The organism is Serratia sp. TSA_105.2 (assembly GCF_052692115.1).
Genome location: NZ_JBQZFT010000003.1, coordinates 71,188 through 93,125, shown reverse-complemented (window position 1 = coordinate 93,125; position 21,938 = coordinate 71,188). Strand labels below are relative to the sequence as shown.

The 21,938-nt window shown below is 56.6% G+C and carries 23 protein-coding genes; 10 read left to right on the top strand and 13 right to left on the bottom strand.

Translation table 11 applies throughout. The annotated features are described in order from the left end of the window. Positions 1-4: 4 nt before the first annotated feature. The 3 genes from ACUTSC_RS11535 to ACUTSC_RS11525 form a co-directional block, all read right to left on the bottom strand. Positions 5-805, bottom strand: a complete 801-nt coding sequence (locus ACUTSC_RS11535; RefSeq protein ID WP_445653338.1) for a helix-turn-helix domain-containing protein — start codon at positions 803-805, stop codon at positions 5-7. Between the two features lie 692 nt (positions 806-1,497). Continuing rightward, positions 1,498-1,719 (bottom strand): hypothetical protein, encoded by a 222-nt coding sequence (locus ACUTSC_RS11530; protein WP_004936288.1) that lies wholly within the window; start codon positions 1,717-1,719, stop codon positions 1,498-1,500. Position 1,720: 1 nt separating this feature from the next. Then, on the bottom strand, positions 1,721-2,692 hold the full coding sequence (locus ACUTSC_RS11525; protein WP_445653337.1) for a hypothetical protein: 972 nt from the start codon (positions 2,690-2,692) through the stop codon (positions 1,721-1,723). 229 nt (positions 2,693-2,921) lie between these two features. Here ACUTSC_RS11525 and ACUTSC_RS11520 point away from each other — a divergent pair, with 229 nt between their 5' ends. Both ACUTSC_RS11520 and ACUTSC_RS11515 read left to right on the top strand, forming a co-directional pair. After that, entirely contained in the window at positions 2,922-4,418 is a 1,497-nt protein-coding gene (locus ACUTSC_RS11520) for a PAS domain S-box protein (RefSeq protein ID WP_445653336.1), read from the top strand. A gap of 135 nt (positions 4,419-4,553) precedes the next feature. Beyond that, complete coding sequence (locus ACUTSC_RS11515) at positions 4,554-4,805, top strand: CsbD family protein (RefSeq protein ID WP_047730161.1); 252 nt, start codon at positions 4,554-4,556, stop codon at positions 4,803-4,805. A gap of 209 nt (positions 4,806-5,014) precedes the next feature. Here the strand turns inward: ACUTSC_RS11515 and ACUTSC_RS11510 are convergent, their stop codons facing one another. After that, positions 5,015-5,779 (bottom strand): ankyrin repeat domain-containing protein, encoded by a 765-nt coding sequence (locus ACUTSC_RS11510; RefSeq protein ID WP_204275901.1) that lies wholly within the window; start codon positions 5,777-5,779, stop codon positions 5,015-5,017. Between the two features lie 7 nt (positions 5,780-5,786). Continuing rightward, positions 5,787-7,274, bottom strand: a complete 1,488-nt coding sequence (locus tag ACUTSC_RS11505) for a phospholipase (protein ID WP_197768206.1) — start codon at positions 7,272-7,274, stop codon at positions 5,787-5,789. Between the two features lie 384 nt (positions 7,275-7,658). On the opposite strand from ACUTSC_RS11505, the gene dsdC reads away from it, so the two are divergent. Then, entirely contained in the window at positions 7,659-8,588 is a 930-nt protein-coding gene (dsdC, locus tag ACUTSC_RS11500) for a DNA-binding transcriptional regulator DsdC (RefSeq protein WP_197768207.1), read from the top strand. A gap of 11 nt (positions 8,589-8,599) precedes the next feature. Here dsdC and ACUTSC_RS11495 read toward each other — a convergent pair whose 3' ends face one another. The 3 genes from ACUTSC_RS11495 to ACUTSC_RS11485 are packed head-to-tail and all read right to left on the bottom strand — an operon-like array spanning position 8,600 to position 10,166. Next, the gene (locus tag ACUTSC_RS11495) at positions 8,600-8,902 is read right to left on the bottom strand and encodes a hypothetical protein (RefSeq protein ID WP_084827321.1); all 303 of its coding nucleotides are present in this window, start codon (positions 8,900-8,902) and stop codon (positions 8,600-8,602) included. A 3-nt stretch (positions 8,903-8,905) separates the two neighbouring features. After that, complete coding sequence (locus ACUTSC_RS11490; protein ID WP_197768208.1) at positions 8,906-9,829, bottom strand: EamA family transporter; 924 nt, start codon at positions 9,827-9,829, stop codon at positions 8,906-8,908. 46 nt (positions 9,830-9,875) lie between these two features. Beyond that, positions 9,876-10,166 (bottom strand): hypothetical protein, encoded by a 291-nt coding sequence (locus tag ACUTSC_RS11485; protein WP_197768209.1) that lies wholly within the window; start codon positions 10,164-10,166, stop codon positions 9,876-9,878. Positions 10,167-10,564: 398 nt separating this feature from the next. Between ACUTSC_RS11485 and ACUTSC_RS11480 the strand changes: the two genes are divergently transcribed. After that, complete coding sequence (locus ACUTSC_RS11480) at positions 10,565-11,716, top strand: porin (RefSeq protein ID WP_445653335.1); 1,152 nt, start codon at positions 10,565-10,567, stop codon at positions 11,714-11,716. A gap of 56 nt (positions 11,717-11,772) precedes the next feature. On the opposite strand, the gene mltB is transcribed toward ACUTSC_RS11480, so the two are convergent. Beyond that, positions 11,773-12,861 (bottom strand): lytic murein transglycosylase B, encoded by a 1,089-nt coding sequence (gene mltB / locus ACUTSC_RS11475; protein WP_126179075.1) that lies wholly within the window; start codon positions 12,859-12,861, stop codon positions 11,773-11,775. Between the two features lie 279 nt (positions 12,862-13,140). On the opposite strand from mltB, the gene ACUTSC_RS11470 reads away from it, so the two are divergent. From ACUTSC_RS11470 to ypdK, 3 genes are all read left to right on the top strand, one after another. After that, positions 13,141-13,593, top strand: coding sequence for a DUF805 domain-containing protein (locus ACUTSC_RS11470; protein ID WP_197768211.1), 453 nt, complete (start codon positions 13,141-13,143; stop codon positions 13,591-13,593). Positions 13,594-13,676: 83 nt separating this feature from the next. Further along, positions 13,677-14,114, top strand: coding sequence for a hypothetical protein (locus ACUTSC_RS11465; protein WP_445653334.1), 438 nt, complete (start codon positions 13,677-13,679; stop codon positions 14,112-14,114). 557 nt (positions 14,115-14,671) lie between these two features. Then, positions 14,672-14,746: a membrane protein YpdK gene (gene ypdK, locus ACUTSC_RS11460; RefSeq protein ID WP_099782600.1), complete on the top strand. Its 75-nt coding sequence runs from the start codon at positions 14,672-14,674 to the stop codon at positions 14,744-14,746. Positions 14,747-14,805: 59 nt separating this feature from the next. On the opposite strand, the gene ACUTSC_RS11455 is transcribed toward ypdK, so the two are convergent. The 3 genes from ACUTSC_RS11455 to ACUTSC_RS11445 form a co-directional block, all read right to left on the bottom strand. After that, positions 14,806-15,330, bottom strand: a complete 525-nt coding sequence (locus ACUTSC_RS11455) for a cytochrome b/b6 domain-containing protein (protein ID WP_197768213.1) — start codon at positions 15,328-15,330, stop codon at positions 14,806-14,808. A 110-nt stretch (positions 15,331-15,440) separates the two neighbouring features. Then, on the bottom strand, positions 15,441-16,670 hold the full coding sequence (gene alaC, locus ACUTSC_RS11450) for an alanine transaminase (protein WP_033648107.1): 1,230 nt from the start codon (positions 16,668-16,670) through the stop codon (positions 15,441-15,443). A gap of 119 nt (positions 16,671-16,789) precedes the next feature. After that, positions 16,790-17,329, bottom strand: coding sequence for a GNAT family N-acetyltransferase (locus tag ACUTSC_RS11445; protein WP_197768214.1), 540 nt, complete (start codon positions 17,327-17,329; stop codon positions 16,790-16,792). A 168-nt stretch (positions 17,330-17,497) separates the two neighbouring features. On the opposite strand from ACUTSC_RS11445, the gene ACUTSC_RS11440 reads away from it, so the two are divergent. From ACUTSC_RS11440 to ACUTSC_RS11430, 3 genes are all read left to right on the top strand, one after another. Next, positions 17,498-18,742 carry a YbiU family protein gene (locus ACUTSC_RS11440; protein WP_197768215.1) on the top strand — a complete coding sequence of 415 codons (1,245 nt, stop codon included), beginning with the start codon at positions 17,498-17,500 and terminating at the stop codon, positions 18,740-18,742. A 100-nt stretch (positions 18,743-18,842) separates the two neighbouring features. After that, positions 18,843-20,534 carry a sensor histidine kinase gene (locus tag ACUTSC_RS11435; protein WP_049273355.1) on the top strand — a complete coding sequence of 564 codons (1,692 nt, stop codon included), beginning with the start codon at positions 18,843-18,845 and terminating at the stop codon, positions 20,532-20,534. Beyond that, positions 20,531-21,265, top strand: coding sequence for a LytTR family transcriptional regulator DNA-binding domain-containing protein (locus ACUTSC_RS11430; RefSeq protein ID WP_197768216.1), 735 nt, complete (start codon positions 20,531-20,533; stop codon positions 21,263-21,265). Before ACUTSC_RS11435 ends, ACUTSC_RS11430 begins: the two co-directional genes overlap by 4 nt. A gap of 4 nt (positions 21,266-21,269) precedes the next feature. Here ACUTSC_RS11430 and ACUTSC_RS11425 read toward each other — a convergent pair whose 3' ends face one another. Then, the gene (locus tag ACUTSC_RS11425; RefSeq protein WP_197768217.1) at positions 21,270-21,602 is read right to left on the bottom strand and encodes a DUF2502 domain-containing protein; all 333 of its coding nucleotides are present in this window, start codon (positions 21,600-21,602) and stop codon (positions 21,270-21,272) included. Between the last annotated feature and the right edge of the window lie 336 nt (positions 21,603-21,938).

Here is a 21,938-nt window from a genome sequence, read left to right as displayed (position 1 = left end):
AACACTACGCCACAGGAATAAGTATATCGACATTGATGATCTTACTGTTTAAATGCTCGTGCCTGTATAATTCGATGAAAAAGCTCTCCCTCATTTTGACATTAATAGCCGGCAGATGGGCGTCATAGATACCCTCAAAAAAGGCAATATACTCAGGTAGCTCCCCGATAAAGGGAATGACAATATATTTCCCCATGGGTATATAGAAGTTAAATATGGAATGAAAAACCTCTTGCTCCTTGCCGTTGGCATGCGACCTCCCCCCTTTTCTTTTTTCTACGCTATAAGCCCTCCCATTTTTACTTAGCCATTTATCATTCGTCTGGGTAATGTCACTGGCATCTCTGTACTTCCTGACGGAGTGGAAAATCAATGCCTTGTACTGCTTCAACATGTCGATGTCATCCGGCATGACCGTATGATAAAAATAGGGTTTATTGTCGCTGCCATACGGTGGGATCTGGGTGGAGAAATCCCATCCCCGGCTGTTTCTAAAGCTGTTGGGCGTTTCGCCAAAGAAACGTTTGAATGCCCGCGTGTAGCATTGCTGAGAAGCAAAGCCCGATGCCAGGGCGACATCCAATATGTTACCTTGATGCTGTTTGAGCAGGACAGCGGACCGGCTCAGCTTTCTATTCCGGATATAAGTCCCTAACGTAATGCCAAAATAATGTTTAAATAACCGCTGTAAATGCCATTTAGAGTAACCCGAGATAATGGAAACCTTATCAACGGAAAGCCCCTCTATAATATTTTTCTCCATATACTCCAAGACCTGTACAAGAATATCCTTTCTATAATCCATGAGCGCTCCCTGCCTTTATAAAGATTGTGTCCTTTTTATTAAAATCGTTAACCTCTCAAATCAAGTCATTAAGATTAATCCTAAAAAAATCACCCTGTCAATGCAATTTTTACGGCATAGGAAAAGTCATCATATAAATAACTGAAAATGATCATGTTATATAAATAAGCTTGCGAAAAATCCGTGAATAAAAAATGCGCCACGCAAAGTGCATCCATTAAAGATGCATTTGCCCCGCCAGGGTGAATCACACTTTATGTTAATTATTTTATCTTAACGTGTTTTTTACGCTCCACGGGCATGACCGAATAGGAATTTCATCATCACAAATTAAATCGTGTTTTATTGTTTGGCCGGTTGATAAAACTATTGGGCCGAATACGAAAAAGTATGAACGGTGGCGAAGGAAGATTCGGTGGATAAGCGCAAGACCTTAACCACGGGACCGATAATCGCAGATCGTCATTGAGAGTTTCTTTTTTATCTTTTCCCGCACGGTGAATAATCGACGTTTCAACAACCCCTGTTCGATGCCCTATTTTCCCTCCATGTCAATTGGATCGCCACTGGTGCCCCGCTGAACCGCCTCCCCTTTACTCGTAAGAGTGCCCTGTCTGCTTGCGCCGTGCTTTATTGCCCAAGCGCAGCAAAAAGCCCGGCTCACAAAGCCGGGCTTTTCATTAACGGTCTGATCAATCAGCCAGATTGTCGATCTCTGCGGACCTGTGCTTACGCAACAGATACAGCAGCAAAGACACCCGCCGCTCGGTGCGTTCCGGGGTATCCGGCGGCAGGTTGTAGCGCAGGGTATAGCGCTCGTTGTTCTCGTTGCAAAAATCGATGACGAGCACGGGCGCAGAGGCTCCGGCTACTTTTCGATAATTCAGCGAGATGCACGACAGGTTTTTTTTCATCTCAACTTACCGCGAGGGTGCGGCGGGTTGATTCGGCAATCCGCCCCACGCCGGCGCTCAGCGCGGCGCCCAACAGCAGCACCAACAGCGAGCCCCATGCGGCGCGTGACAGCTGTTTAGCCGCTTCATCGGCCGCTTCACGCGCTTTCTGCTCGGCCTCAGCCTTGAGTTTCTCCACTTTCTGCACCGCCTGCTGGTAAGCCTGAGCGTAGTTATCGACGATTTGGCTCGCTTCATCACGGCTCTTGCCGGTGCGCGCCGCAACGATATTCACCAACGCATCCTTGTCGGCGGCGCTCAACGTCGGCTCACCGGACTGTTTGACGCGGTCGAACCACTGCTTGAGCTCGGAGGCGGCCCGCGCCGGATCGGTCGCCGCGTCCATGGCCGATTGCTTGCCGTCGGCGGTCACCCTATCGGCCTTCTGTTCCAACCGAACCGGATCCAGCTCCGGCTTGCCGGTCTGCTTGAGCGTGGCGTCCAACTGGTTTTCCAGGCTTCCCCAGTCAAGGCTGATGCCCTTTTTATCCAGCTGTTGCTTGAGACCTTCGCCCACGTTTGGCGCTGCCGCCGCCAGGCCACTGCCCGCCAGCGAAAGCCCTTTGCCCACCGCGCTGCCCGCCAGCCCCACCACGCCACTCGCCAATGAAACCACCAGCCAGGTGGTCAGCAAGGTGGTGATCGCCCAGCTCAGCAGGCCATGCAAGCCGCCGCGATTCGGTGCGGTGCGGCCGGCGACGAACGCGCCGGCGGCCAGCGAGGCCAGCGTTGAAACCAGCAGCCAGATCCCGGTGCCGGTACCAAAGCCGCTCAGCGGGTTGCCCTTTTGCATCATATCCACGGCCTGGGCACCGACAGCCGTACCCAGCACGCTGAAGATCAGATAAGTCACCAGCGCCACGGCACTCCCGGCCAATATCGAGCCCCATGACACCTGAAACGCAAAGCGATTTGATTCATAGACAGTGGTCATCGTTGTTCCTTATATTTTCTGGACAAGTGATTGCACGCACGGCGGATAACCGCGCAGACAAATCCAGTCTGCCGCGCGGCGTCGTCGGCCGTCCCGGTTCATTTGCGCCAGAATGACTAGTGCATTCACACCCTGCGAATACGCACGTTATGCACTAAGCTGCTCAGCGAGTAGCGTAACCCGCGGCCCCCGTCAGAGGCCGCTCCCCCTTCTGTCTAGCGGAGAGCACATGAACCCATCCGTCCTGGCCAGCGAAACCCACCGCGGCCACCTGCAGCAAATCATCTCCGGCTTGTCCGACGGCGTGATCCTGACGGATACCGATCAAACGCTGCTCTGGGCCAACGAAGCCGCGTTGGCCATGCATGGCGTGAGCCACCAGAAAGCCCTGGGGGCCAATGCCGCCGAGTACGCGGCGCGGTTTGCCCTACGCTATCGCAACAATCACCCGCTGGCGCCGGAACAGTACCCGCTGAACCGGGTGGCCGATGGCGAGACCTTCACCGATGTGGTGGTGGAAGTTCGGCAGGTCGACGATCCGGAGAGTTTCTGGGTACATCGCTTGCGGAGCCTGATTATCACCGATGCGCAGGGGCAGCCGGAGCTGCTGGCGCTGATCCTGAGCGACGCGACGGAGTGGGCCAGCGCCGAACAGCGCTTTGAAAAAACCTTCAACGCCAATCCGGCGCCGGCGGTCATTTGTCGGCTAAGCGACCTGCGTTACGTCAAGGTCAATCAGGGGTTCCTCGATATGACCGGTTACCAGCGTGAACAGGTCATGGGGCGTTCGGTTTATGAACTCGACGTTTTAGAACAGGCGGAGCACAAAGAGCTGGCGATTCAGCGCCTGGGGGAAGGCGCGACCATTCCGCAGATGGAGGCCGAGCTGAAACTGCCCGGCGGCGGAAGCAAGCTGGTGGTGGTTGCCGGTCAACCGCTGGACTTCAATGAAGACGACTGCATGCTGTTCACTTTTACCGATCTCGAACCCCGGCGCCAGGCGGAATCGGCGCTGCGGGAAAGTGAAGAGCGATTCGCCAAGGCATTTCGCCTGAGCCCGGTGCCGACGTTGTTGTGTACGGCGCACGAGCGGCGCGTACTGGACGTCAACGAAGCCTTCACCCGCACCACCGAGTACGACGCCGAAGCCTTGATCGGCAAGACGGTCGATGAGATCCAATTTATTGACGATCCCGAGGCGAACCGCCGTTTGTTTGCCGCGCTGGAAAAAAGCGGTAACGTCGAAGGGCTGGACATCCGGGTGCGCAAGAAAGGGAGCGAGTCGATCGACTGCGTGGCCTCGGCGGATGCCATCAGCATTCACAATGCGCCCTGCTACCTGCTGGTGCTCATGGACATTACCCAACGCAAACGCTCGGAGCTGGAACTGGTGAGCGCCATCGAAGAAGTGATGCAGGACGCTTCCTGGTTCAGCCAAACCTTGATTGAAAAACTGGCCAACGTGAAAAGCATCAACCGGCCCGATCAGACCGGATTTAACGCCAGCGATCTCACGCCGCGCGAGCGCGATGTGCTGGAATTGATTTGCGAGGGGTTGCCGGACAAGAAAATCGCGGCGCGTCTCAATCTGGCGCTCAACACCATTCGCAATCATGTCGCGACGGTCTATTCCAAACTTGGCGTGCACAGCCGCAGCGAAGCCATCGTCTGGGCCAGGGAGCGCGGGCTGTTTACCGGCGGCCCGGCCACCAGGAACGGCAAGTAGCCCTGCAAATGCACTATCTGCACCAATGCAAACGCCCCTTATAGGCACAACGTGAAGTGCATAACATGGAGGTGCAAATGCAGGCTTTCGCCCTGTGCGGAAGCCAAACGGATCGAACCTTAGGAGCGCATCATAATGAACAGCGAAAAAGCCAATGGCATGATGGAAAAAGTGGCGGGCAAAGCGCAGGAAATGGCGGGCGACGTCACCGGAAATGAACGTTTGCAGGCCGAAGGCGCCACGCGCTATGCAGCGGGTGCGCTGCAAGAAAAATACGGCGACGCCCTGAGCTGCGCCGGCAGCATGATGAAGAAAAACCCCCTCGCCGCATTAGCCCTCATTGCCGGCGCTGGCCTGTTGGCCGGCCTGCTGCTGCGCCGCCGTTGATGCGCGCCGACCAGCACACTGTCTTTCCCTGAATGCCGCGCTCGGAGGGTCACCACCGGGCGCGGTTCTTTTCGGCCATGCAATAAAGCCGGGCGAGATGAGCGACCTTATCGATTTATTCAATCAATATTCATAGAAATCCATGGCTTGCCTTTGTTTCAATACAGGAAAAATTTCTTCCATACCCTATCTATCACAGCGTCCGAAAATTATGACCTCGGCCATTTCACCCCACGTTCGATCATCATTTTTTTGATGGTCAGACATTCGTCATTATACTCCCCGCCTTCTTTGCTGCTTTTTATTTCTTTACTGACCATCTCAACTAAGGAAACGCCTTTCTTATTTATGGGGTTAGGATTAGCGCCGTTATTAAGAAGATACTTAACATTATCAAATGATGAATACCTAAAAGCATCCATCACCACGGTTTGGCCAAGAATATCTCTTGCTTCTAAGTTCGCACCATGTGCAACCAGAACCTTCAGGGTTTCTGAGTTACTGGCTTTTGACGTTTGAAATATGATAGGTAACTCGTCTACCTTGCCCCGAGCATCTGGAGACAATCCCCCATCAAGCAATGCCTTTAACCAAATACCGTTGTCTAATTTTGCCATCCATTCAGCAGGACTGGCACCGCCATTGGGGCGAGGTTGCAGTGGATCGGCTCCGGCCTTTACCAACTCAGTCGCAATCTGCAGCCGTTCCGGCGTGGCATTGTCATGAGTCGACGTCGCCAGGGCATAAAACAATAATGTCATATCGTGTTCACCGGGGCTGTTCAGATCCGTCTCTTTCGCCAGACGTTTGATGTCGCCGATATTCCCATCGCGGATAGCCTTAGCCAACACAAGCTGTTGACCTGTAAAGTAACCTTCTGGCGGCAAGTCCATTCCTTTCTCCTTACATCCGGTTGTAAGCATCAATCCAATCGCGATGAACAGCGCTGCGAACACGTTAAAAACTTGTCTCATTAAGCTTCTATATCCTGTGACCGATTGTGGCGATATCATCGTCTTTTTCCTGTTCGATACAGTCTATCACTTGTTGGATGCCATGTCGGTCACCCATATTGCCCACACCGCCATCAAGCGTGTGTTTAACACCAACGGCATCCGGCAAATGCGACGATAATTTTTCCTTCGCGGCCAATAACGCAAGGTTGCCATTAACGTCGATAAAATCTTGCCTGAGATCGACTTCCTGTAACCTCGTCAAAACTTCGCCCTTCACCCGGTAGGCGTTGATAATATCTTCACGGCCCACCAAGGAACCGCCATATTTTTCCACGGTACTCGAATTCAACCCCGCAGCATTAAATGTCCACCCTGGCTTACCACTAGCAATGGATGCAGCAGAAGCCAAACCGCCGCCCAGAGAATGCCCTGAAATATCGATTTTTGTTGTAGAGCCATCTAACCTTTTACCTATAGCAACAGCCTTTTTATAATATTCAGAGTCAGCCCCCCGACCTTGATTGAAATTATTCGTCCAGTCTTCCAGATTTTTTATCTCCGGCAGTTCACGATCGATAAATAGCTTCTTCGCCGCATTCAATTTGCCATTAGGGAGCTCAGGCATTCTTGAACCGCGAAAGACGACTGTCGGATTCATATCATCGCCAAACACGGCTCTATCAGGTGCATAAATTCTCGACAAAAAGTTTGCTTCGATCTCATTATCAAAAAGCATGTCCCTGCGAAGTTCCAATTTTTCCAAAAAACCGCCGTCATTACTCACATCCCGCCATCCTTCCGGCACGCCAGGCGTAGCCGCCAACGGATTGGTCGTGTTATAGACATTCTGCGCCAGCTTGGCCTTTTCCACCGCGACGTTATTTTGCGCCAGGCGTTGCGCCGCAATCCGCGCATCCGGATAGATACTTCGCTCCCCCCGACCAATCAGATATTTTCTCGCCTGCCAACGCTCCTGTTTGCTCATTGGGCGAACGACCTCTTTGATGACGGTAAGGCTTGAGCCAACGGCGGCGGCCACCGCCTGCATCAGCGGCGGATTTTTAGCGGTGTTTTGTCTCGGGGGCAAGGAAGTTGGTTTAGGCCTGGCGGCGTATCGGCTGATCATCTCTTCATAACGTTGAATTATACGTTCGACTGGGTACTGCGGCGGTAATACAGTACCGGGATAGCGCTGCAGGCGCCCTTGCGCATTGATGAAAAACGGATATTTGACGGGGCTCCAGGCACCGATAGTTGCATCGACGGCAAGCAAACTGCCGCGTTTTAGTTCGTCAAACACGCCGCGCTTCATGCCGCTATCTTCCCGGTAACTCGATACGCCAATACCGGACTGCGTATTGCGCGTGATAGTGTGCCTGCTCGATATTGACGACATGGACGAACCGCCGAACAGGTAATGTCGCTCCAGCTCATAACGCGCATCGGCGGGATTGAGGATGCGGGCGAATTTCTCCGGCGCCAACGATTCCGACATAAAATAAATCAACTGCACAATGGCCTCCCTTCGGCTTGCTACTGGCTTTCCCTTCGTCTGTCAGTGAACGTCACTGGACGAGCCAGTTTTTCATCATACCTACAGCGCTACTGGACCGATACGTGCGTAAGAAATAACGGCCTTATTTTTCACCGTTTCTCCTTCTACGTCACATTTATCTTTAACAGGTTTATGTCAGACCTCGTCAATTTCTAATTTCAGTCTGCCAGCAGACAAGTCATTTATCGGTTCATGTTATCTCATCATCTTAATCCTTAAAATCTATGACGGTAATCAGTAAACAGGGCCCTGATATATAACCTGAACATATTAATCAACTTGGGTTTATCACTCATGCCATTAAGTGTTAATATTGGCGCATTGCGCGCACGGAGAAATAGCATGTTCCCCAGTAAAAAACATTCACAGCGGGCCACCCCGCTGACCAGCTATCAATTTTCCCGGCTGCATACTTTCGAATGCGTCGCCCGTCATTTATCTTTTGCGCTGGCGGCGCAAGAATTGTCGATCACCCCCAGCGCCGTAAGCCATCGCATTAATTTGCTCGAAAAGGAGTTGGGTTTTCTGCTATTCCAGCGCTTTCATCGCAGAATTACCCTGACGCCGGAGGGCGAGCGCATGCAATGGGCGCTGGACAGCTCCTTCAACACGCTGAATCAGGAAATTCTGGACATCAAAAATCGCGAGCTGACAGGGACGTTGACCCTCTACTCGCACCCCTCTCTGGTGCAATGCCTGCTGCTGCCGCGCATCGGCGATTTTATCGCCCAGCACCCCACCATTCACCTCAACATTCTGACCGGGCAGGAGATCATCAACCTGGCCAACCGCGGCGTGGACTTGGCGATGTACTTCGGCAAACTGCCCTCGGGGCGGCATCTGGACGAAGCCTTTATGCAGGAATCGATGGTGCCGATCTGCACGCCGCAGTATGCCGCCGCACATAGCCTGTACGATGCGCCGGAAAACCTGGCCCACTGCACGCTGCTGCACGATCGCTACAACTCCGGCGAAGACGAGTGGCAAACCTGGTCGCAACACTTTGTGCTGGGGCTGGATACCGACAGCAAGAGCATGGAGTTCGACCGCTCCGATCTCGCGGTGCTGGCCGCCACGCGGCACCTTGGCGTCGCCATGGGGCGGCTCAATCTGGTGCAGGACTGGATCAAAAGCGGCGAGCTGATCATTCCGTTCACCGACATGACCGTGCCCTGCGAGCACTGCTATTTTACCTCGACCATCTCCGAGCGGCAGTGGCCGAAAATCCTCGCATTTAAACAGTGGATCATGAAAATCGCCCCTCTGGTCTGATGGCCAGAGGGTTAGCGCTCTATTTTGGGGGAATAAGAAAAATGCAGCGCGCAGGCGTAGAGCCGGCCGGCCTTTGAATAAGAGATATATTTGCGGTTTTTATCCCAGGTAAGCAGGGAATTATTGGCAAAATAATAAACCTCCAATTGCATCCCATTAGCCAACCTCGACCAGCCTCGGCTTCGTATCACAGTAAAATCACCGTTATCGCTGAGCGTAATCAGCGGCACGCCCCAGGCATAGCGGGATATTTGCAGCTGAATAATGAATTGGCTTTCGCAGCTTATTTGATAGTTCTGTACATCAACATCCATAATTTATATTTTGGGTGCCACCCTTCGGTCAAAATAAATAAGATAAGAACAACTCACCACGATTAATCCCAGCACGATCAGCACGGCCCCCAATACAAACTCAATTTGCAACGGCTCGCCGAGAATAACGACCCCCGCCAGGATACCGAATACCGGCGTCATAAAGGTGAGAATGCCCAGTGAGGAGGCCTGATAGCGACGCAGCAGCGAAAACCAGATCAGGTAGCTGAAAAACGACACCACCACGGTCTGGAACACCAGGCTGTACCAGGCCACCGGGCTCAGGGTGAAATGCAGGTTTCCCGTCGCCAGCGCCGGCAACGACAACAGCACACAGGCGCCCGTCAACTGGCACAGCAGCGTCTGTTTGGCCGGGCACTCCGCCAGGCGCGTGGTGCGGATCACCAGGGTAGAGGCTCCCCAGGCGATCCCCGCCAGCAGGCCGTAGAGATCGCCTTTCAGCCGATCGGCTCCGCCGCTTCCCTCAGCCATGCCCGATATGGCCAGCACCACGCCGCCAAAGGCGATGAGCATGCCCAGCCACTGCACCGGCGACAGGCGCTCCTGAGGAAGGAGAAAATGCAGGCCAAGGGCGGAAAACAGCGGCGCGGTGTACAAAAACACCGCCATATGCGAGGCGCTGGTGTAACGCAGCCCTGCGGAGACAAAAAAGAACTCCAGCGCGAACAATGCCCCCACGCTCAAACCGGCGCTCAGCGTGGCACGATCCCAGGTGAAGCGCTCGCCGCGGCCGCGCGCCAGCAGGTAAACCGCCAGCGCGGCAAGACCCGAGCGAATGGCGATTTGCAGCACCGCCGACACATCCGGCTCGGCGGCCTTGATGGCCACCTGTTGCATTCCCCAGATGGCGCATAGCATCACCATCGCGGCGGCAGCCCTGCCGTCGATTCCAATTCTCGCATTCATAATAGGGTTCTCGCCGCCGTGAGAATAATAACGGGCAACCGTCGCGTTATTCTTTATAAACCACGATTTCCTGATAAAGCTTAATAACCTCACCATCGCTATCGACGGAGTCGGTATATTCCGTTTGCTGCGTCAGATGAATCACCTTCCATCCTTTACGCGCTAATTCAGGGATCGTCAGGCGCCCCACGCCGCGGCAAGTGAACAGGGTGTCATCCGACAGCCTAAGCTTACTAACCTCTGCATAATCATAAGCTTGAGAATGACAAACGTGCGACTCCGCCGCCATCGCCGGTAATGAAAATAACCCCACTAACAACATGAACAGATTTCTCATGGCGACCTCCCAATCGCATATTCCTGCCGGCCGATTACGCAGAAAAAGGCTAACGTTAATACTCCGGTGACAGGCTGAAATTAATTATCTCTTGCACGACTAAAATTACAGGCTGACGCCAATGACTGACAAATGAAAAATATAAACCTTGGCGTTAGATGAATTCATCCGAATCGAGAGGCATGAAAAACGGCCCTTTTCACCGCACGAAATGGTCAAAAACCGGCCAATAATTAGCAAGAAAAGTAATTCTTTATCCCACCGTTTATGTTACAAATGCGGCCCGCCGCTAAAACACCAGAAAAAACCGTCAAAATGCGTGAAAACGCAGCGTTCTGCGCAAAACATCGGCATGGCGGCGCTGATGGGGGCGGTCATACATAAAACAGGGATAACACATGGCAATGAAATTGCGCGTATTGACTCAAGCAGTGGCGCTGGGTCTGGCGATCGGCAGCGCGTCGTTCGCCGCTCAGGCGGAAATCACCCTGCTGAAGCAGGATCCACAGGCCGGCGATCCGCTCAGCCGTCTGAACTTCACCGTTGGCGGCAGCATCCGTCCGCAGTTCAACAACATGACGGGCGACGGTGACAAGGGCTCCTACAAGCGTAACGGCTTCGACGGCGGCACCCGCTTCCGTTTCGCGGCGGACTACTACCTGTTCGACGATATCAGCTGGATCAGCTACTACGAGCTGGGCGTGAACATTCCGGCACTGCTCGACTGGGATCATCACTATGCCGACGGCGCGAGAAACACCAGCCGCCGCATGCTGTACACCGGCCTGAAAAGCAACACCTGGGGCCAGATGACCTTCGGCCAGCAGAACAGCGTTTACTATGACGTGGTGGGCGCCAAGACCGATATCTGGGACTACGACATGCTGGCCCAGGCGCCGGGCAACGGCATCAACGGCGACTACGACGGCTCTTACCGTTCACGCAAAATGCTGAAGTACAAGAACCGCTTCGGCGATGCGGACGTTTATGCGTCGTACCTGTTCAGCGACAGCGACTACCTGCCGGGCAACGGCCTGCGCTATAAGCGCAAAGGCGGCGGCTCACTGGGCGTGGATTACCACATTACGCAGGATCTGACCTGGGGCACCGCCTGGAACTACACCCGCGCCGAAATGCGCAACCCGTCCACCAGCGGCAGCAAGAGCTACGATCAGAACATCGTCGGCACCGCCCTCAGCTGGAAACCGGACAACTGGACCCTCACCTTCGGCGGCGGTTACTACCACGACTTCCTGACCACCAAGAAAGCCGACGTCAATAATTACTTCGCCGGCGATGCGTGGGGGATCGAATACCTGGCCGGTTATACCGTGCCGGTTGGCCAGTACGCGGTGAAATCGGTGATGCCGTACTTTATGGGCGATCGCCTGGAATACGTCAGCGGCCGCAACTACCAGCGTATCGACAACGGCCTCGGGGTTACCGTGCAGTTTGACTACGGCTTCCGCGTTGACGTAGAGCATGTGCTGACATCGAGCACCGACAACCTCGGCGATATGACCGTGGTGCGTCTACGCTACGATTTCTGATACTCAGAACGTAAAAAAGGCCGCGCAAGCGGCCTTTTTCGTTTATGGGCGCAGCGTCAGAAACCGCCGCGCGCCGAGCGCCCTACCGCTTCGCCCAGCTGCCATACCGCCATGGCGTAATGGGTGCTGTGGTTATAGCGGGTGATGGTGTAGAAGTTCGGCAGGCCGTACCAATACTGGTAGCCGGTGCCGACGTCCAGCCGCAGCAGGCTGGCTTCCTGATTATCGCCGAGCGAACCCTGCGGGCTTAGGCCGGCTTCCGCCAGCGCAGCGACCGAGTAGCGGGTCTTGAAGCCGTTTTCCAACCCCGGCGCCTGGCCGTTGGCCTGAATCGCGACCGGCTCGCCTTTGGACCAACCGTGCGCCTTGAAGTAATTGGCCACGCTGCCGATGGCATCGACTGGATCCCACAGGTTGATATGGCCATCGCCGTTGAAGTCGACCGCATAGCTCTTGAAGGAAGAAGGCATGAACTGCCCATAGCCCATCGCGCCGGCGAAGGAGCCGCGCAGTTCGAGCGGATCGTCACCTTCGGTGCGCGACATCAGCAGGAAGGTTTCCAGCTCACCGGCAAAGTAATCGGCGCGGCGCGGGTAGTCGAAGGCCAGCGTCGCCAGCGCATCGATAATGCGGGTTTTACCCATTACGCGGCCCCAGCGGGTCTCCACGCCGATAATCCCCACGATGATCTCCGGCGGCACGCCGTACACCTGCCAGGCGCGCTGCAGCGCATCCTGATATTGATTCCAGAACACCACGCCGTTTTGCACGTTATCCGGCGTGATGAACTTGTTGCGGTAGCGCAGCCAAGAACCGTTCGGCCCGGTTGGCCCCTGGGTCGACGGCGTCGGCGCTTGCCTGTCCATCAGCCGCAGCACCGAATCCAGGCGCCGTGCCTGCGCCAGCACGTCGTGCAGCTGCTGCCGATCAAAGCCGTGTTCCTGCACCATCTTATCGATAAAGCGCGCGGTATTCGGGTTATTGGCGAAATCACCACCCAGCGGCGCGCCGCTGTGCGCCGGGCTCAGCAAAAAGCCGCCCTTTACCGGGGTGCCCTGCGGCGTAGCGGTGGGACTGGGTTTCGGCGTGCTGCTACAGGCAGCAAGCAAGGTAATCAGCGGTAAAAGCGCGACCAGGTGACGCATCGGATATCCATATAGCCATGCAAGAGATAAGTGTGAGTTATGTTAATGCATTGTTCAACGCGAACAAACAGGATTATGCCGCCAATTACCGCGTCAGGTAGCCAAACGTGCCAAATTGTGACGTTTTGCACGGAGAAAGGACACCCGGTGCAGCCGCGCGGAATCTCAACCGTGACTAAATGAGAAAAATTATCACCTTGACGCCCCCTTTTACCCCGATAAAATGCCCGGCTGCTTGCCATCCGGCTATCGCCGCAATGATCACGACAATGGACTGTAATGGAATCTCTCGGACAACTCGCCAAAGATCTTTACCGTGGGCGCATCTCGCGCAAACCCTTTGTTTTCTCGCTGGCGATCTTCGCCGTTGGCATCTTGTTGCTGTCGTTTCTGTCGACCTACCTGGATAAAAACCATTTTCGCGCCCATGCGCACGGCGATACCGAGGAATTCGTCTCGGTATTGCTGTACCTGCTGTGCATTATGGTCTGGGCGCTGTTCTGTTTCGGCCTGGTGACGTGGTTTATGGCCAAAACCGCGTTTCGGCTCAACGATATCGGCCTACCGGGTTGGGGGCTGGCCGTGGCGTGCTATGTTTGCTCGGTGCTCAACAACTACTCCCCCGGCCCGGTGGCGCGCTGGCTGCCGCTGTTCAGCCTGGCCGTCATGATCTGCGCCCTGCTGTTGCCGCCGGGCGGGCTGCGCCGCAAGCCGCGTGAACATGCCGATTGAGCGCCATTCCGCTCAAGGCTATGGCTATCCGCCGGCCGCGCCGTCACAATAGCGCCTCATTCAGGCTTCAATCAGGGATTGCCATGTACAGCCACTACCCCGCCCATTACACCTTCGATAGCGACAGCGACGCCTGGCAGATCGGTTTTCACGATTTCCCCGAGTGGCAATCGGCCTGCTATAAACGTGAAGACATCGAGCTGGAAGCGCAGGAAAGCCTGCTGGCCGCCATCGCCGCCGCGATGGACGAAGGGCTGGCCCTGCCCGCCCCTTCCCCTCTGCAAACCGATGACTTGAGGATACACCTGCCGGCGCTGGTGGCGCTGAAGATCGAACTGCACAACGCCATGCTGCGCAAAAACACCGGCAAAGCGGAGCTGGCACGCAAGCTGGGCTTCAACGGCGGGCAAATGGAGCGGTTGCTGGATCTCGGCTACGCCTCGAAGGTTGAGGCGTTGGAGCAGGCGCTGTATCTGCTGGGCTACGAAGTGCGCGTGACAATAAGCGAAGTTTGCCAATAAGTTAGCGGCAGGTAAGCGAAATATTATCCGATGGGGCTAAATTTTCCCCATTGTGCGCCGATATGATCGTTACCTAATCACTTGTCGCAACAACGAAGGCTAAAAATGGAGTGGAGTCGCCGTCATATTTGGGCCGTTATTCTGCTGTCTTGTCTCGTTTTTTGGGCCATTTTGGTGACCGGCATCAACGCCGTCGCTTGAGCGCCTGCCACCGCATTGTAATACCCCGATTTTAAAACCCGCAGCGGCAGGCTACTTCCTGTCGCTTGCCCATAAAAAGCGTTATAAAACAGTCTGCACTGTGCAAAAAACAGCCGAAAATTGTGATCAAAAACACAGTATTGAAATCAGACCAGTATTGAGAGTACATTAGCGCCGATCCTGTCGCGGTTCGGATTTTACCTCACGGAGCATGAGGCGCGACAACCGGACAACCCGCGCTCGAGGACGTTGTTCTTTCGCTTGGAAGAATCCGCCCGACAAGCAGGTTGCCCATAAAATACTCAGCACAACAATCGGGATCATTGCTGGCGAGGACTCCAGACAGGAGTTGTTCAGTGAAATATTTTTTGATGGGCGTGTCATTCATGCTGGTTGCCTGGGTTGGCACCTTCATGTTGATGGTTGCCTGACAGCAGCCTGACCAGGAACACAGCCAAAGGGACGCGCAAGCGTCCCTTTGTCGTTTCGATCATTTGCCCGGCATCATGCGGCGCAGGGTATCGTCCTTGCGCAGATAGTGGTGATACAGCGCCGCCAGCGCATGTGCGCCAATGATAAAGTAGCCGACGTTTGCCAGCGCCTCATGAACCGTTTTGACCAACCGACGCATCACCGGATCCGGCGTCACCCACTGCGGCAACGGCCAGCCCAGCAAAGACCACGATTTCCCACCGTAGGCCAGGGTTAACATGCCCAGCAGCGGCAACATCAGGAAGACCACGTACAGCAGCCAATGGAAGATCTTGGCGCCTACCTCCTGCCATTCCTCCAGCGGGGGGGTGGTCGGCGGCGGCGTGTGGAAAGAACGCACCACCAACCGAATCAGCATCAGGGCAAAGACCGAAGCCCCAAAATTAAAGTGCAGATTTTTGACCATCGGCACCCACGCCTCCGGCACCGAATCTTTCAGCAACATCGCCGCATAGGTGAGGATCACCATCAGCAGCGTCAGCCAATGTAAAACGATCTGCGATCGCGCGTAGCGGTTGCTCATACACTCTATCCAAAAAATAAAATTCAGCGTAGATGAGCATAATGGGGAAATAATGAAGAAAACCTTGGGACGGAAAAAATAAGGCCGAGCGAACGCCCGGCCTGACAGGATTATTTGGCGCTGCCGGCCTTGCCCGGCTTCAGCAAACCGTCCGCGCGGAACATCGCCTTGATGCCGCGTACCGCCTGGCGGATACGGTCCTGATTCTCGATCAGCGCGAAGCGCACGTGGGTATCGCCGTAGTCGCCGAAGCCGATGCCCGGCGAGACGCAGACCTTGGCCTCCGCCAGCAGGCGTTTGGCGAACTCCAGCGAACCGAGGTGGGCATAAGGCTCGGGAATTTTCGCCCACACGTACATCGACGCCTTCGGATTTTCCACCATCCAGCCGGCCTCGTGCAGCCCCTTCACCAACACGTTGCGGCGCTGCCGATACTGCTCGGCGATATCGCGCACGCACTGCTGATCGCCTTCCAGCGCGGCGATGGCCGCCACCTGCAGCGGCGTAAAGGTGCCGTAATCGTGATAACTCTTGATGCGCGCCAGCGCGCTGACCAGTTCAGGGTTACCGACCATGAAACCGATGCGCCAGCCGGCCATGTTGTAGCTTTTCGACAGGGTGAAGAACTCCACCGCAATGTCTTTCGCCCCCGGCACCTGCATGATCGACGGCGCTTGCCAGCCGTCATAGACGATATCGGCATAGGCCAGATCGTGGATCACCAGCACGTTGTACTGCTTGGCCAGCGCCACCACCCGCTCGAAGAAATCCAGCTCCACGCACTGCGCGGTCGGGTTGGACGGGAAGCCGAGGATCATCATTTTCGGACGCGGAATGGTTTCCCGAATGGCGCGCTCCAGCTCACCGAAGAAATCCACGCCGTCCACCAGCGGCACCGAACGCACCTGAGCGCCGGCGATCACCGCGCCGTAAATGTGGATCGGATAGCTGGGGTTCGGCACCAGTACGGTATCACCGTGATCGAGGGTCGCCAGCATCAGGTGTGCCAGCCCCTCTTTCGAACCGATGGTGACGATGGCTTCGCTTTCCGGATCGATATCCACCTGATAACGATCGGCATACCAGCGCGAAATGGCGCGGCGCAGGCGCGGAATGCCGCGCGAGGTGGAATAACCGTGGGTGTCGTCGCGCTGGGCGACGGCGCACAGTTTTTCCACGATGTGCGGCGGCGTCGGGCCGTCGGGGTTACCCATGCTGAAGTCGATAATATCCTCGCCGCGACGGCGTGCGGCCATCTTCAGTTCGGCGGTGATGTTGAATACGTAAGGGGGAAGACGTTCAATGCGCGTAAAACGGCGCTGTGGACTGTTATCAGCCATAGGGGATTCCTCGATAGACGTTAGCGCCCGGACCGTCCGAGCGACGCTGGCCAGCGAACTGACCGAATATCGAACATAGCGCAGCGCCGACGAGCTTGTCGATACCCGGCGCGATATTTTTATTTGCCGCCCTGAAACTCCGCCGCCAACAGCCCGAACAGCCAGTCGTCGCACCACTGCCCAGCCAGACGGTAGTTGTCGCGCAGCGTGCCTTCCAGCTGAAAGCCGCACGATTCCAGCAGGCCGCGCGAAGCGAGGTTGCCCGCGGTCACGGTGGCGGTCAGCTTGTGAAAGCCGCAGGCGTTCACCGCAAAATCCAGCACCGCCCGCAGCGACTCCTTGCCATAGCCCTTGCCCTGCCCGGCAGGCAAACTCCCGTATCCCACTTCCGCCTGCCGATACGGCACCCACTGCGGGCGAAAACCGGTAATGCCCACCGCTTCTCCGCTGTGCTTCTCACGCATCACCAGACACAGCCACTGCTCGCCGTGTTTGTCCCAGGTCGGCAGCCGCTCCTCGAACCGGGCGCGGATCTCCGCTTCGCTGCGCGGATCGGAGATGTAACGGATCACCTCGGGATCTTGGTACAGACGCAAAAACAGCGGCCAATCCTCGGCGGTTATCGGCTGCAAGCTCAGACGTTCAGTGACCAGCTTCATAAAACCTCCGAAAAACGAAAAAGAGGAACTTACGAATGAAAGATATCTCTTTATTTTCCCCGATGGGTTGCCGATAATCATTCACGTTAAAACCACAAAACCATAACGTCTTGCCCGATTCCCTACAACCGCTCGCCGCAGTCACTCACGCGGCACGAGGAGAACACCATGGCCTCTTTAGTCATCGACGATATTCCGCAGACGATCGTTAACGTCAAACGCCAGCTGCGCCAGGCATTGCCGAACTACCGCGACGTGTTTCTGGCGCTGGAAGAGAACATCCGCGGCCAGGTCGAACAGATCCGCCGCGAGCTGGCCGCCGGCCACAATCCGGTGCCGCAGATCGACGCGGAAGATATCCTGCAGCAACGCGTCAGCGAGCAGCAGATAGCGCTGATCAAACAGCGCGGCGCCTGCGCCATTCGCGGCGTGTTTCCCCGCGCCAAGGCCGAGGGCTGGAACCGGGAAATCGGCGACTACCTCGAGCGCAACAACTTCGTCGAGCGGTTGAAAAACGCCGCCGAAGACAACTATTTCGGCAAGCTGGCCGCCAGCAAACCGCAGATCTACGGCATCTATTGGTCGAAACCGCAGGTCGAAGCGCGGCAGGATGCGCGCATGCATGCGGTACAAGTGTTCCTCAACAGCCTGTGGGCCACCGAGAGCAACGGCAAACAGCATTTCGATCCGACCCGCGTCGCCACCTACGCCGATCGCACCCGCCGCCGCCCGCCGAACTCCTCGTCGCTGGGCCTGTCGCCGCACGTCGACAGCGGCACCATCGAGCGCTGGCTGGACGAAAACTTCCGCTATGTGTATCGCCACGTTTTCTCCGGCGACTGGCAGCAGTACGACCCCTTCGCCGCCGACGGCCGCACCGAGGTGCGCGAGATAGCCTCCCCGGCGGTCTGCTCGATGTTCCGCACCTTCCAGGGCTGGACGGCGCTGACGCCGCAGCGCACCAACGCCGGCACGCTGAACCTGGTGCCGATCGCCAACGCCATGGCCTATGTGCTGCTGCGCGCACTGCAGGACGACGTCGCCGACGACGATCTGTGCGATGCGGCGCCGGGCCGCGCGCTGTCGATCTCGGAAAAATGGCATCCCCTTTTATTAAGTGGGATTTCCCCTATTCCCGATCTGGAGCCGGGCGACACGGTGTTTTGGCACTGCGACGTGATCCACGCGGTGGAGAACGAGCATAACGGCGAATTCGACAGCAACGTGATGTATATCGCCGCCGCGCCGGGCTGCGAGAAAAACGATGCCTATCTGCAGCGCCAGCTGCCGAGCTTTATCGACGGCAGAACGCCGCCGGACTTCGCCCCCGACGATTTCGAGGTGGATTTCGACGGCCGCGCCACCGTCGACCTGCTGACGCCGCTGGGCAAAACGCAGCTCGGCATGGGCTGATCCCCCCGCCCGTGGCGCACGCCACGGGCCCCTTTCGCTGTGGTATACTGCCGCCATCCGTAGGCCGCAGCGAGAACCCGTCGTGCACCCTTTTTTTGAAATGCTGTTGGCGGTGTTTGATCGCGCCGCGCTGATGTTGATCTGTCTGTTTTTCCTGACCCGCACCCGGCTGTTCCGCCAACTGCTGCAAAAAGAAGACCATACGCCGCTCGAGCTCGGCATCGTCACGGCGATCTTCTCGCTGTTCGCGCTGTTCAGCACCTACTCCGGCATCAATGTCGAAGGGTCGCTGGTTAACGTGCGCGTCATTGCCATCATGGCCGGCGGCATCCTGTTCGGCCCCTGGGTGGGGATCGTCACCGGCATCGTCGCCGGGGTGCACCGCTATCTGATCGACATCGGCGGCATCACCTCGGTGCCTTGTCTTATCACCAGCATCATCGCCGGCATCAGCGCTGGCTACATCAACCTCAAGGTGAAAAAAGAGCAGCGCTGGCGCGCCGGCATCGTCGGCGGCATGCTGTGCGAATCCCTCACCATGCTGCTGATCGTGCTGTGGGCCAAACCGACCGAGCTTGGGTTGGACATCGTGTCGCAGATCGCCCTGCCGATGATCCTCGGCACGGTGTGCATCGGCCTGATCGTGCTGCTGGTGCAGAGCGTCGAGGATGAAAAAGAGGTGATCGCCGCGCGCCAGGCCAAGCTGGCGCTGGATATCGCCCACAAGACGCTGCCCTATTTCCGCAACATCAACAGCGAATCGCTGGCCACCATCTGCGATATCATCCGCCAGGACATCCGTGCCGACGCGGTGGCGATCACCGATACCCATCAGGTGCTGGCTTACGTGGGCGTAGGGCGCGAAGCTTACCCGATCGGCCGTGAAGGGCTGAGCCGCGTCACCCGCGAAAGCATTCGCCACGGCAAGATCATCATCAAGAACAACCTGGAGAACCCGGCCGCGCCGCAGATCCATTCGCAGCTGGTAGTGCCGCTGTGGGAAAAAGGCGAAGTGACCGGCGCATTGAAAATCTACTACTGCCACGCCCACCAAATCACCAACACGCTGAAGGTGATGGCGGTCGGGCTGTCGCAAATCATCTCCACGCAGATGGAGGTTTCCCGCATCGAGCACCTGCGCCAGATGGCGGACAAGGCCGAAATGCGCGCGCTGCAGAGCAAGATTAACCCGCACTTCCTGTTCAATGCGTTGAACGCCATCTCTTCCTCTATTCGCCTGAATCCGGACACCGCGCGCCAGCTGATCATTAACCTGTCGCGCTACCTGCGCTACAACCTGGAACTGAACGACGAACTGATCGATATCCGCAAGGAGCTGCATCAGATTCAGGACTATATCGCCATCGAACAGGCGCGCTTCGGCGCCAAGCTGACGGTGATTTACGACATCGACGACGACGTCTCGGTGCGCATTCCGAGCCTGCTGATCCAGCCGCTGGTGGAGAACGCCATCGTGCACGGCATCCAGCCCTGCAAGGGGAAAGGGGTGGTGGTGATCGCGGTGAAAGATCAGGGCGACCGGGTGAAGATTTCGGTGAAGGATACCGGCCACGGCATCAACCAGGAAACCATCGACCGGGTGGCACGCAACGAAATGCCGGGCCACAATATCGGCCTGCTCAATGTGCATCACCGCGTGTCGCTGCTGTACGGTGAAGGGCTGCATATCCGCCGCCTGGAGCCAGGCACCGAAATCGCGTTCTACATCAGCAAAAACGGCGGCAAGCTGCATCAGGAACCGAGCGCGCCGCCGGTCGGGGAGGCCTCATGAAAGCCATCATCGTGGAAGACGAATTCCTCGCGCAGGAAGAACTCAGCTACCTGATCAAGAAACACAGCAATATCGATATTGTCGCCACCTTCGAGGACGGCCTCGACGTCCTGAAATACCTGCAAACCCACCAGGTCGACGCCATTTTCCTCGACATCAACATCCCGTCGCTGGACGGCGTGCTGCTGGCGCAAAACATCAGCAAGTTCGCGCATCGCCCGTCGATCGTGTTCATCACCGCCTATAAAGAGCACGCGGTGGAAGCGTTCGAGATAGAGGCGTTCGACTATATCCTCAAGCCCTATCATGAGGCGCGCATCGTCACCATGCTGCAAAAACTGGAGGCGCTGCATCAACGCCCCACCGGCGCGACGGAATCGACCAGCGCGCCGAGCCGCGGCAGCCACAGCATCAACCTGATTAAAGACGAGCGGATCATCGTTACCGACATCAACGACATCTACTACGCCGCCGCCGATGAAAAGGTGACGCGGGTCTATACCCGCCGGGAAGAGTTCGTGATGCCGATGAACATCACCGAATTTTGCGGCCGGCTGCCGGAAGCGCATTTCTTCCGCTGCCACCGCTCTTACTGCGTTAACCTGGCGAAGATCCGCGAGATCGTGCCCTGGTTCAACAATACCTACATTCTGCGGCTGAGCGATCTTGAGTTTGAAGTGCCGGTCAGCCGCAGCAAGGTGAAAGAGTTTCGCCAGCTGATGCGCCTGTAAGCGCTTACCAGCGCGGGCCCGGACGGTAGTAATAGCCGGGCGGCGGCGGTGGCGGCATGCGGTAATGCGGCCGGTCACGCCAGTCGCGCCGCGGCGGCCCGTAGTAAATTACCCGTGGCGGCGGGCCATAATAGTACCCGCGCGGGCGTTCATACCGGTGGTGATCGGCCCACCAGTGCGGATCGCGCCAGCGATAGCCGTCCCAGTAGTGGCCGCGATTGTCGCGGTCGCCGATATGCAACGACAGGCCCGGCACGTTCACGCCGATGGACACGTCGGCCTGGCTCGCCAGCGGCAGCGCCAGCAGCGCGGCCAGTAACAACAGCGTTTTTTTCATTTCATGGACTCCTGCAGAGCGGACCTCGTCCGATCGCAGATAACATAGTCCCGCGCTCATCGCCGCTCTATAGGCGCAATGCCGATTTACGCCTTTCAGACGCATCCTTCACAATTTCACCACAATCGTTCACCGGAAGTTAACAATAAATCGTTGATATCTTTGATGTAGATCACGTGCCACCCACGGCATTTCATGCGCTTTTCGGCGCAAAAACGGCAACTCACGCCGCATAACATGCATTTCATTCCTTCCGTCGTGCAACTCATTCCCGATCCGCCGCCCACCCGAGATGCCGGCCATATAATAAGCCCATACCGCGGGAACCCTGCTTCA